Annotated in this window: 13 protein-coding genes and 1 pseudogene; 4 read left to right on the top strand and 10 right to left on the bottom strand. The window is 30.8% G+C overall.

Annotated features, from left to right (window positions below; all coding sequences use genetic code 11):
• The first annotated feature begins 113 nt into the window (after positions 1–113).
• Positions 114–875, top strand: a complete 762-nt coding sequence (locus HMPREF2930_RS07690; protein ID WP_017174902.1) for a MurR/RpiR family transcriptional regulator — start codon at positions 114–116, stop codon at positions 873–875.
• Positions 876–932: 57 nt separating this feature from the next.
• On the opposite strand, the gene HMPREF2930_RS07685 is transcribed toward HMPREF2930_RS07690, so the two are convergent.
• The 6 genes from HMPREF2930_RS07685 to hutG all read right to left on the bottom strand — a co-directional run bounded on the left by HMPREF2930_RS07685 (position 933) and on the right by hutG (position 6830).
• Positions 933–1451, bottom strand: coding sequence for an SRPBCC family protein (locus HMPREF2930_RS07685; protein WP_002448616.1), 519 nt, complete (start codon positions 1449–1451; stop codon positions 933–935).
• Positions 1452–1572: 121 nt separating this feature from the next.
• On the bottom strand, positions 1573–2865 hold the full coding sequence (locus tag HMPREF2930_RS07680) for a Na+/H+ antiporter NhaC family protein (RefSeq protein ID WP_017174903.1): 1293 nt from the start codon (positions 2863–2865) through the stop codon (positions 1573–1575).
• Positions 2866–2961: 96 nt separating this feature from the next.
• Positions 2962–3573 (bottom strand): flavin reductase family protein, encoded by a 612-nt coding sequence (locus tag HMPREF2930_RS07675; protein WP_017174904.1) that lies wholly within the window; start codon positions 3571–3573, stop codon positions 2962–2964.
• A gap of 77 nt (positions 3574–3650) precedes the next feature.
• Complete coding sequence (locus HMPREF2930_RS07670; RefSeq protein WP_017174905.1) at positions 3651–4532, bottom strand: SDR family oxidoreductase; 882 nt, start codon at positions 4530–4532, stop codon at positions 3651–3653.
• A gap of 87 nt (positions 4533–4619) precedes the next feature.
• Positions 4620–5738, bottom strand: coding sequence for an amidohydrolase (locus HMPREF2930_RS07665; RefSeq protein ID WP_017174906.1), 1119 nt, complete (start codon positions 5736–5738; stop codon positions 4620–4622).
• Between the two features lie 156 nt (positions 5739–5894).
• Positions 5895–6830, bottom strand: a complete 936-nt coding sequence (gene hutG, locus HMPREF2930_RS07660; RefSeq protein WP_017174907.1) for a formimidoylglutamase — start codon at positions 6828–6830, stop codon at positions 5895–5897.
• A 256-nt stretch (positions 6831–7086) separates the two neighbouring features.
• Here hutG and HMPREF2930_RS07655 point away from each other — a divergent pair.
• A pseudogene (locus tag HMPREF2930_RS07655) lies at positions 7087–7915 on the top strand (lysostaphin resistance A-like protein); the annotation flags it as partial.
• Between the two features lie 266 nt (positions 7916–8181).
• On the opposite strand, the gene HMPREF2930_RS07650 reads toward HMPREF2930_RS07655, so the two are convergent.
• Positions 8182–8871, bottom strand: coding sequence for a ribose 5-phosphate isomerase A (locus HMPREF2930_RS07650; protein WP_017174909.1), 690 nt, complete (start codon positions 8869–8871; stop codon positions 8182–8184).
• A 160-nt stretch (positions 8872–9031) separates the two neighbouring features.
• Here HMPREF2930_RS07650 and HMPREF2930_RS07645 point away from each other — a divergent pair, with 160 nt between their 5' ends.
• Positions 9032–9688, top strand: a complete 657-nt coding sequence (locus HMPREF2930_RS07645) for an MOSC domain-containing protein (RefSeq protein ID WP_017174910.1) — start codon at positions 9032–9034, stop codon at positions 9686–9688.
• Positions 9689–9743: 55 nt separating this feature from the next.
• Here the strand turns inward: HMPREF2930_RS07645 and HMPREF2930_RS07640 are convergent, their stop codons facing one another.
• Both HMPREF2930_RS07640 and HMPREF2930_RS07635 read right to left on the bottom strand, forming a co-directional pair.
• Positions 9744–10754, bottom strand: coding sequence for an aldose epimerase family protein (locus HMPREF2930_RS07640; protein WP_017174911.1), 1011 nt, complete (start codon positions 10752–10754; stop codon positions 9744–9746).
• Positions 10755–10783: 29 nt separating this feature from the next.
• Positions 10784–11110: a YnfA family protein gene (locus tag HMPREF2930_RS07635; RefSeq protein WP_017174912.1), complete on the bottom strand. Its 327-nt coding sequence runs from the start codon at positions 11108–11110 to the stop codon at positions 10784–10786.
• Between the two features lie 294 nt (positions 11111–11404).
• On the opposite strand from HMPREF2930_RS07635, the gene HMPREF2930_RS07630 reads away from it, so the two are divergent.
• Positions 11405–12013 carry a DNA-3-methyladenine glycosylase gene (locus HMPREF2930_RS07630; protein WP_017174913.1) on the top strand — a complete coding sequence of 203 codons (609 nt, stop codon included), beginning with the start codon at positions 11405–11407 and terminating at the stop codon, positions 12011–12013.
• 61 nt (positions 12014–12074) lie between these two features.
• Here HMPREF2930_RS07630 and HMPREF2930_RS11785 read toward each other — a convergent pair.
• Positions 12075–12596 (bottom strand): alpha-hydroxy-acid oxidizing protein (locus HMPREF2930_RS11785; RefSeq protein WP_256278347.1); only part of this gene is annotated, 522 nt, incomplete at its 5' end.

Here is a 12596-nt window from a genome sequence, read left to right as displayed (position 1 = left end):
TAAACGCTTTCATATGTACAATGATATTGACTCATTTTGAAATATTTTTGTATAATCAGTTTATATTTTCTATAGATGAAAAAATTTTCAATATTATAACTTGAGGTGTTTATATGTTATTAGATGAGAGAGTTAATGCTAACTTTGATAAATTAAATGACAATGATCTTCATATAGCTCATTTTGTTAATACACATATAGAACAATGTAAAACTTTAAAAATACAAGAACTATCACAATATACACATGCATCAAACGCAACTATTCATCGTTTCACACGTAAATTAGGCTTTGATGGCTATAGTGATTTTAAATCTTATTTAAAATTTGAAAGTCAATCTTTACATGAAGTTCCTACCGATTCAATCAAACAATTTAAACAAGAAATTGAAACAACATTTACTTACCTAGAAAGAGTAAATTTTAACCTTATTACTGAAAAAATTGATAAAGCTACCAATGTATACTTATATGGTACTGGACGAGCTCAGAAAAATGTAGCTGAAGAAGCACAACGTATCTTATTAACTATGCATAAAAATGTAATTGTATTGCATGATGAACATGAGATTAAAATGGTACTTAACTACTCTAATGAAGATGACTTATTTTTTGTGATTTCTTTATCTGGAGAAACTCACCAATTAACTGAGATTACTAATTTACTTCAATTGCGCCAACGTTATTTTATTTCTGTTACAACCATGAAAGACAATACATTAGCACAAAAGGCAAATTATAATGTTTACGTTTCTAGCCATACATTTTATTTATACAATGATATAGATTATTCTAGCTTTATTAATTATCATATCTTTTTTGAAACGCTACTAAGAAAATATAATGAGCGAAAAGAAAACGGTGAATTACAATAAATAAAAAGACCTATTAAGTAATAACTGACTTTTACTCAATAGGTCTTTTCATTTTAATTAAAGTAACATATCATTGTCCTCTACATATTGATCTAAAACTTCATTCATTCGATCAAACATTAATTCTAAACCATGTGCAGTAGAATCATGATATTCTTTCTTTTTATGTTTATATTCTAAAGCCGTTAAACGACGTTCTTTTTCTACTATAGATTGATAGTAAAAGAACATTTGCGTACCGCCTGATTCACGCTCTTCAAATTCTACTTCAATAACATCTTGACTATCGCTTAATTCTGGCATTCCAATAGTCATTTTGATGTATTCATCGGATACTAATTCTTCATATTTACCTTGAATTACATTTTGTTTACCATTACGAGCATCTACTATTCGATATTGTCCACCTTCATGAATATCTGCATCAAATAATTTATTTGTTCGTTGGGAGGTCATAAACCATTGCTTTAATAAGTTTATATCTGTCCAAGCACTATAAACCAATTCTGGAGAATATTTAAATAAACGCTCAATATGAATCTCAACTTGTTCATTTTCTACATTATATTTTGCCACTCATCTCACCTACTTTCACTCTTAGTTATATTTTAACGCATTTATAAATACTACCAAAATTTCAACTATCAGAAATTAAAAAAAATATAAATTTAGATGATTTTAACTTGTTATATATCATTTATTTCGTCTTAAGACGTGGAAATCTAAATACAATTGCTAGAATTCCACAAATGCCTAATAAAATTGAATAAATACAATATGGCAACATACTAAAAGGAGATATTCCAGCAACACCCGCTGCTGCAATAAGTTGAGGGCTATAGGGTAACAGACCTTGAAAACATCCAGCAAAAATATCAAGAAGACTTGCTGATTTACGAGGATCTACTTCATACTCGTCGGCAATATTTTTAGCCAATGGTCCTGACATAATAATTGAAATTGTGTTATTTGCTGTAGCGATATCCGCTACACTCACAAGACTAGCGATACCAAATTCAGCACCACGTTTCGATTTCACTTTCGATTTCACAAAATTAAGCAACCATTCTACACCGCCATTATGTTGAATAAGACCAACAAGCCCACCAATAAGTAAAGCTATAATTGCAATATCTTCCATTCCAATAATTCCTTTTGATATAGCAGTTAATAAACCTTTCCAATTGAAAGAACCATCAATAAGACCAATGATTCCAGAAAGTATAGTACCACTAATTAAAACTACGATAACATTCACACCAATGACGGCTAAAACAAGCACTAAAATATAAGGAATGACTTTCACTAAGTTATAATCATATTGCTTAGAATGATCAATATGTACACCATTTGTTAAGAAAAATAAAATGATAATTGTTAGAATTGCACCTGGTAAAACAATCCAAAAATTAACTTTAAACTTATCGCTCATTTTTGTTTTTTGAGTACGTACTGCTGCTATTGTGGTATCTGATATCATTGATAAATTATCACCAAACATCGCACCGCCTACTACTGTTCCCATCGCTAACATAGCTGAAATATCAGTTGCCTGAGAAAATCCAAATCCTACAGGTGCAAGTGCTGCAATAGTTCCAACTGAGGTTCCCATAGAGATAGAGACAAACATACAAATTATAAACAATCCTACAATAATAAAATTTTGTGGTATGAGTGATAGTCCTAAATTAACTGTAGACGTGACACCACCCATTTTTTCAGCAGTAGTTGAAAATGCACCTGCTAAGATAAAGATGAAAACCATTAGGACAATATTTGAATGCCCTGCCCCTTGAGTAAATATTTCAATCTTTTTTGAAAATTTTTCTTTTCTATTCATCATTAATGCTACAATCACAGTAATCGTTATCGCAACATTTAAAGGCATATTACTAAAATCTCCAGTAGCGATTCCTATTCCTAAAAATAATGCAATAAATAGCACAAGAGGTAGTAGTGCCCATGCATGCCCTTTATTCCCTTCTTCCATATTTAACCTACTTTCCTTAATACTAATTGAATTTATATTTAAAGGTACAAGATTCATATATCATCGTCAATACAATTACATGTAAAATTCATATTATTATGATTCTGGACGTTTAATTGTAAATGTGTCTCCGAGTTTAGAATAATTATTTCCCGCTAAACGTGCTACGGGTTTAAGCTGATTAAAATCAATTTTACTATCCTCAAAATAGACATCTTCATTTATATGATACATAACAACTTCTCCTATAATTAAATCCGCACCATCATTTTTAGTACCTAATTGAATCATTTGATCTAATTTACATTCAAAACGAATATTAGCTTCTTTCACAGCAGGCGTCTGTATAATAGATGAACTGATAAGAGTCAATGATGTGCGTTCTAATTCATTGTCTTCGTATTTTAAAGGTGCAGCCGTCTCATTGATATCTTCAATATTGAATTCATCTGTAATATGCACAACAAATTCTTTTGTTTTTTCAATATTTATAGCAGTATCTTTACGCTTACCATTACTTCTTTGTGCTGCAATTGCTATCATAGGTGGCTTATTATTCACTACATTGAAAAAGCTAAATGGTGCACCGTTTAAATTACCTTTTTCATCTTCCGATGTTACAAACGCAATAGGTCTAGGTATAACTGAACCACTTAATAATTTATAATTTTGAATATCTGATAATTGATTTGGATTAATCCCTTTCATTTTTAATTCTCCTTTATAAAATAAAAAGCGAGAGATTTCTAAAAATCTCTCGCCAGTATACTTAACGTTTAACTAAATTAGTCGATTTGAATACCACCAGTAACGCTATGAACTTGACCAGTTAAATAACTACCATCTTCTGAAGCAAATAACACATATGGTCCCACACATTCAACAGGTTGACCTGCACGGCCTAGTGGAGTAGCTTGGCCAAATTCTGGTATTGCTGATTGAGGTTGTCCACCACTGATTTGTAAAGGTGACCAAAATGGTCCTGGCGCTACACTATTCACTCTAATACCTTTATCTCCAAATTCTTCAGAAAGACTTTTTGTTAATGAAATAATTGCTGCTTTAGAAGCGGCATAATCATGTAAAATTGCAGCTGGTTTATACCCTTGTACTGAAGATGTCGTTGTAATTGAAGCACCTGGTTTTAAATATTTAGTTGCTGCTTGAGCAGTCCAAAAAATTGGATACACATTTGTTTCAAATGTTTCAGCAAATTGTTCAGTTGTAAATCCATGAATATCATCATGATACTGTTGATGACCCGCAACAAGAGTAATGTTGTCTAAGCCACCTAATTCATTATAAGCTTGTTCTACTAAATCATAGTTAAACTGCTCATTTCTCACATCTCCAGGGATAAGTACTGCTTTTCTTCCAGTTTTTTCGATGACTTCTTTAACTTCTTGTGCATCTTGTTCTTCACTTGGTAAGTAGTTAAGAACTACATCAGCGCCTTCTTTAGCATAAGCAATTGCTGCTGCACGTCCAATACCTGAATCGCCACCAGTTACCAACATTTTATAATCTTGTAAACGACCATGACCTTCATATGATTCTTCACCACAATCTGGTTTAGGTGACATTTTATATTGATAACCTGGTGTTTCTTGTTCTTGTTTTTTATAATCAGAATCTTTAAATTTAGTTCTTGGATCTTGTGCACCCATTAAAATCATCTCCTATTTAATTACTCAACATTGGTTTACCACGTTAAGTAGTAATTAAATCATAATTCTAAAATTTTCTAATAAATATTATGCTAATAATTGATAAATCAGTTCTATAAAATAATCAGGTGTTTTTTCTAAAATACGTTCATCTGGATTGTATTTTGGATGATGTAAATCATATTCGCTATTCGATCCAATAAATGCAAACACACCTGGATGATGCTCTAATAAACCAGAAAAATCTTCTCCAATTGTATATGGATGTTCTAAATCAATTACTGTGTATCCTACTTTTTTTGCCGCTTCTTTAGCATGTTTTGTAAGCTCTACGTCATTAATAACTGCGCCTGGTAAACGTGTATAAATTAATTCAATCTCTATATTAAATAATTGTTCTAATCCTTTAGCAATATCATGCATACGTTGTTCAATATAATCTTGTACTTCAGGTTTGAATGAACGTACCGTGCCTTGAACATAAGCATTATCTGCAATAACATTCCAAGTATTACCTGAAGACACTTCTCCTATTGTAATGACAGCACTATCAAAGGCAGATAAATTACGACTAATAATTGTTTGCAAACTTGTAATTAATTGCCCTAACGCCATTACAGGGTCATTGCCTTGCTCTGGCTTGGCAGCATGAGCTCCTTTGCCATGAATTTTAAATTCAAAACGATCTACAGCAGACGTAATAGGACCTGATTTAATTGCAAATTCTCCAATATCTAATGTTGGAGAATTGTGAAATCCAATAATCGCTTGTACATCATCTAGTGCATTGGTTTTAGCCATGACTTTAGCTCCATATCCAAGTTCTTCGGCTGGCTGAAATAAAAACCTTACTCTTCCATTTAATTGTTCTTCTTCTTCTTTTAACTTGGTAGCAATAGCTAAGATACTAGCCATGTGAATATCATGTCCACAAGCATGCATCACTCCATCATTAGTAGAAGTAAAGTCTTGACTAACTTGCTCCTGAATAGGTAACGCATCAATATCAGTACGAACAGCGATACACTTTTCTCCTTGTCCTATTTCTGCTACTAGACCCGTTTCCATTGGAATGTCAATCATTTTAATATTGTATGAAGTTAATATATCTTTTATACGTTGCGTCGTTTTATATTCGTATTTTGATAACTCAGGATATTGATGAAACATGCGTCTCCATTTTACAACGTCGTTAAAACTTGTCATCAATGTCACTTCCCTTTCTCTAAGTCCAATAAAATGTTGTATAGTCTATAGTATCATAATTGTCAAACTTTTCTTATAACTAAATAAGAGTAGATACCCATTACTTAGAATGGTGGACTACTCTTATCTAAAAGTTCACTTCGATTTTTAAAATAACTACTCTATAAAATGGTGAATAAAATTCGCTGCAAGTTGAGCAGTACGATGATCAATATCATAATTTGGATTAACTTCAGCAATACTAATAGAAGACGTTTTTTCACTTAATATGACGCGTTTACCTATATCAAATACAGAATGAGGATTCAATCCGAGTACAGTAGGTTCACTTACTCCAGGCGCAAATGCACTATCGATGGCGTCCATACTAATTGTAAACATAATCGTTTCATGCTGATGAATAAAACGTTCGATTTTATCTTTAATGGTTGGAGACAAATCATTTAAAATTTCATCTGCATATACATAGATAATTCCTTTTTCTTCAGCATATTCATATAAAGAACGTGTATTTCTACCTTGAGATAAACCTAAAACTAAGTAATCAATATTATCATCTTTTTCTAAAATTTGTCTGAACATTGTACCAGAATTAGATTGTACATCAGCACGCGTCTCGAAATGTGAATCGATATTAATAATGCCAATAGAAGCATCAGGATAAATGTGTCTCGTTGCTAGATATTGTGCGTATGCGATATCATGTCCTCCACCAATAAAAAAAGATTGGTGATGCTGTTGAATAACTCGAGCAGCCAAACGCCCCATTTCTTCTTGAACTTCACTTAGAGAACCTTTTGTATATTCTACATTTCCATAATCAACAAGAGATTCACATTCACTTAAATCCGGTAATTGGGCAAAAGCTTTTTTTATTTCGTCTGGTCCTTTTTTAGTACCAATTCTTCCTTCATTCAGTTCAATCCCTTTATCAACGGCATAGCCTAACAAACCTACACCAACTTTATCAAATTGATTTTCTATATTTTCTAAATTAGCAAATGTGACGGTCTGAAAATGCTTAAACTGCTTAGGATCATTTTGACTATCTACTCTTCCTTTCCATAATTTTGGATTGCTTTTACTGTACATAATATTAGACGCCTCCTAATTATTTAAGGTTACCTTAATCATATAACATATTTTATACAATCAATACCCATTTTTATTAAATTATTCACTCTTTAATTTATGATTCAGACATTAAATATTAGTTTCAAAAATTTAAAAATAATTCAATACTATTACATTTTAATGATATTTAAAATGGACAATTTATTTATCCCCTTGTAATATGTATAATATTAAGGAAAGAATATATATGGTTACCCTAATGGAGGTTACATACATGAAGACGAAACGTATTTCAGGATTTCAATGGGCTTTAACAATTTTTGTATTTTTTGTTGTTACAATGGCATTGTCTTTAATCCTGCGAGACTTTCAAGCATCTATTGGTATTAAACGTTTTGTGTTTAGTATTAATAATTTAGCGCCTTTTATTGCTGCAATAATTTGTATTATTGCATTTAAAAATAAGCGTACTCAACTAGCTGGTTTGAATTTCTCTATTGATATTAGAGTTATTGAACGTATAATACTTGCATTAATTTTGCCACTCATTATTTTTATTATTGGAATGATGAGTTTCAATAGATTTGCTGATAGTTTTATTTTATTACAAGCCAATGATTTATCAGTATCTGTATTTACAATTATTGTTGGTCATATTTTCATGGCTTTCTTTGCTGAATTTGGATTCCGTTCATATTTACAAAATATTGTTGAAAGTAAAGTCAATACATTTTTTGCTTCAATCATTGTAGGTTTAATGTATTCTATTTGGACTATTAACACAACATATGGAATGCAATATGCAGGTTATCACTTCTTATATACATTTATGTTTTCAATGATTGTCGGTGAATTAATTAGAGCAACTAAAGGTCGTACGATTTATATTGCAATGCTATTCCATGCTGCAATGACATTTGCTCAAGTATTCTTATTTAGCGAAGAAACTGGCGACTTATTCTCTATGAAAGTCATTGCTTTAAGTACTACAATTGTTGGTATTATTTTCATTCTTTTAAGTTTAGTCATTCGCTTTATCTTATATAAAACAACAAACCAATCATTAGATGAAGTAGAACCTAATAATTATTTAGACCATGTAAATGATGACACAGATGATTCAAATAAGACATCTAATAGTGAATTGGATAAAAAAGAAACGTCACATCAATCGTTACAAGAAAATAATGTGACTCATACACAGACTAATGAATCTGAAGTCCAAGACGATGATCATCATTTAAAATCATCTTCTAAATATACAGAAGATAGACGCTCATCTGTAGTGGATAATGTAAAAGAAGAAATCAATGACATCCATAAATCTAATAAATAAAAGGAGAGGAACTTAAACATGTTCCTCTCTTTTTTACTTCTTATTAATTACTTTAATTCCTTCTTGAGTGCCAATAATCGCTTGTGTTGTCATATCTAAAAAATAACCTGTTTCTAGCACACCTGTGAGATGAATTAAAAATTCATGTAATTGATAAGGATCTATCTTACTTTTTAATTCACAGTCTAAAATATAATTTCCATTATCGGTAATAAATGGTATATCCTCATTCATTCTTCGTTCGACTGAGATATCATGATATGCTTCAATTTTTTTAGATACAAGTAACCAGTTAAATTTATCAACTTCAATAGGTAATTTGAAGGTTTCACCTAAGTAATTTACCATTTTACTTTCGTCTGCTAAAACGATAAATTTTCTTGCCATTTCATCAATGACTTTCTCTCTGAATAAGGCACCACCGCCTCCCTTAATAAGGTTTAAATCTGAATCAATTTCATCTGCACCATCAATAGCTAAATCTATATAAGTAATATCATTAATATCAACCACATTAATATTATATTGTTTAGCAAGAAATTCACTTTTATTAGATGTACATACACCTGTAACATTTAAATTATCTTGTTGAATACGCTCTGCAATCTTAGGAATCAATAGTTCAATTGTACTTCCTGTTCCAATTCCAAGAATCATATTATCTTGGATTTGAGCTACTGCATCATCTGTCGTCATTAATTTGAGTTCTTTCGCATCCTTCATCGGTACTATAACTCCTTTTCATATACTCATTTATTATTTTACACTAGCCTTTTTAAAATACCTAGGTCTATTTTACATTCATTTAATTTATCAAAAGATATTTTTATACTTTTTAAAAATATAGTAAAATAACAGATATGATAAAAAAGGAGACCATAACATGATTCCCGTATATGCTATTTCAACTGGTAAAATTGAAACTTTAAACTATGATCAAAAACGTCCAATGCATTCTGCTTTAAATAAAACAATGTTTTCTGGAAAAATGTGGTTATCTTATACAGGGTTCAGTGAGGATGAACAAGCTTATAAGGACCATGGTGGTCCACACAAAGCTGTTTGTTGTTTTAGTAAGAAAAATTATGCAATGTATAAAGATGATATTAATATACTACCTGATTATGCAATGTTTGGTGAAAATTTAACTCTCGTTGACCTTGATGAAAATGATGTGTATTTTGGAAATCAATATCAATTAGGAGAGGCAATTGTAGAAGTTTCTGAAATACGTGAACCTTGCTGGAAGATTCAAAGAAAGTATGGTATTAAACATTTAGTTAAGCGGATGTCTTCCTCAGGTAAAACAGGATTTTATATGCGTGTTTTAAAAGAAGGTTATGTGCAGCAACAAGATCATTTATTACTCCTTAAAACTGCTGAATCTCCTACACGCTTATCTGTTCAAAATTTGAATGATATTTATTATAATGACCGTGAAAATATAGATCGTTTAAATAAAGCTATTAATAATCCTTACTTATCTCCTAAACGTATTGAAAAATTGAAATTATTAAAAGAAAAAGCAATGAATAAATAGAAACATACCACTATCACTTAATGTCATAGTGGTATGTTTCTGAATAAAAATAAAGTTATTTTTCTGAAATATGATATATTGTCTTCGCATAAAATGGAACATTAGCTTTTAGAATTGACTTAGCTTTATTGCCTTCATTATTAATATCATTAGGTAAGTATTGTGTTTCTAGCGCTACACCTGAATGAGGTTTATAAATATTAAAATCACTCTTCCATTCTGATGTATCATTAAAAGTAAAAATTACTATATTAGTCATTGTTGTTTCTACATCTAACGCAAACTCGTTATTTTCAACGATAAGACGATGATGACCAATATCAAATGGGTGATCGAGACCTTTATTAAAATATATTTGTTCTTTAATTTGTTTATCTTCAGAATTAAAAATATCTTGAAATTGAATAGGTCGATGATTAAATCGTTCTAATAAATCAATAGGCTGTTGACTGGAAATAAGATGGTTCTGATCAATAGGATACATTTTTAATTGTTCACTTATTATAGAGTGATTATCAATGACATTATTATCTCTATTTAGATTAAAGTACACATGATTTGTAGGATTGAATAATGTATCTTCATTTGATGTTGCTTCATATTCAATCGTCCAGCGATGTTCAACATCATATGTATGTATAACCTTAATCATCATATCTCCAGGATAACCATCCTCTTTTGATTGTATCTGAAGTTTAAATATAACTTTAATATTTGTTATATTATTTTGTATTTCATAATCAAACAACCGTCTGTCTAAACCATTACTACCGCCGTGAAGTTGATTAGTCATTTCATTTTCTTCCAATTGATAATATTTATTGTTCAAATTAAAAGAAGCATTTTCAATACGTCCTGCATATCGTCCAATAGTAGCTCCAAATTTATATGGATTTTCAGGGTAAAATTCATCCGCTTCTACTTTATTACCTAACACAATATTATTATCATGATATTTCCAACACACAATTCGTGCTCCATAGTTTGTAAATACAATATACGTATCGTCATTATCTATTTTAATTAAATCTATACCATGATTTTGTTTCTCTACTTCAACTATCATTACTTACGTCTCCCTCTCAACACGCTTGATCAGGCTCTATTTGGTAAAATCATTATTAATACGCCAATAATGCATACAACAGCACCTAAGACATCATACTTATCTGGAATTTGTTTATCAAATACAAATGACCATATGATACTCATTATAATAAACACTCCGCCATATGCCGCATAGACACGTCCAAAGGTTGGAAACACTTGAAATGTAGCAATCACACCATATAAGACAAGCACTAGTCCACCAATCCACCCTAACCAACTTGATTGTCCTTCCCTTAACCACAACCAAATTAGATAGCCTCCACCAATTTCACAGAGACCTGATAATACAAAAATAAATATTGAATATATCATTTCTTTATTCACCAACTTTTGAAAAGTTAGTTTCATTGTAGCAAACTGCTTTAAATTTCATCTATTACTTTTAAACTTTGACTTTATCATCAATACATATTGTTACACTTTTTTAATTAATATTCCATAGGTTTTATATAAATTTAAAAATGTAAACGCTATCTATTAAATGTTTTTTCATTCTCTATCAATGCATTTAATATTTTCTAACTCTAACATTTTCCACTATAATAAAATTATTAAAAAATTTAGACAAGCATCCAAATGATTCATTTAAAGAAAGAGGTATTTATATTGGACTTTGTAAATAAACCAACAATTGAAACGGCTAAATCTTTATTAGGCGTTAAAATTAGTTATCAAGATCAAACACAAACTTATAGTGGCTATATTGTCGAAACAGAAGCTTATTTAGGTTTTAAAGATAAAGCAGCACATGGATTTGGTGGGAAACAAACGCCTAAAGTCACTTCTTTATATCAACGTGGTGGAACCATATATGGCCATGTTATGCATACGCATTTGCTTATTAATTTAGTAACACGTGAAGAAGGTATCCCAGAAGGTGTCTTAATACGTGCAGTTGAACCTGAAGATGGTATCGAAACTATGAAAATCAACCGAAATAAATCTGGTTTCGAACTTACAAATGGGCCAGGAAAGTGGACTAAAGCATTTAATATTCCTAGAGCAATAGATGGTTCAACAATTAATCAATGTCGTTTATCTATTGATGTAAAGAATAGAAAATTTCCTAGAGAGATTGAAGAAAGTGCACGTATAGGTATCCCAAATAAAGGTGAATGGACAGAAAAACACTTAAGATATACTGTTAAAGGAAATCCATATGTCTCTAGAATGAGAAAATCTGATTGTCTATTACCAGAAGAAACATGGAAGTAACACCTCATTCAATAAAAAAATCGCTTTTGAAAAGGTCATCCTTCTTCAAAAGCGATTAATATTATCCACGTTCAACTTTTAAATGTCTTTGTTCTATCCAAGACATTAACTTACTATCAAACACAATTTTACTTTGTTTTAAATCATTAATATCTTTAGCATCTAACATTGTCATAATAGATTTCATATGGTCTATAAATGATTCTACATATTCAATGGTACTAGTAATACCAGCATGTTCAACTTGATTTAAAAATGGACGTGACATGCCAACAGCTTTTGCACCTAAAGCTAAACTTTTAATTGCATCTAAAGGTGTGCGTAATCCACCACTTGCAAATACATTTAGTTTATCTTGATAACTTATACTTTCAAGTAGTGATTCTACAGTCGATTGGCCCCAATTTGAAAGGTAATCCATGTCTTTATTTGAACGACGCTCATTTTCTATCGTGACAAAATTAGTGCCACCCTTTCCACTCACATCTACATACGTCACGCCTATATTTACTAAAGATTGTAGTAATTCTTTACTCATGCCAAATCCTACTTCTTTAATGATAACAGGTACACTCACGCGTTG

This window comes from Staphylococcus sp. HMSC068C09 (assembly GCF_001813735.1).
Taxonomy (GTDB): Bacteria; Bacillota; Bacilli; order Staphylococcales; family Staphylococcaceae; genus Staphylococcus; species Staphylococcus hominis.
Note: the sequence above shows the minus strand (reverse complement) of the source record. Positions and strands in the feature narration are given on the sequence as shown.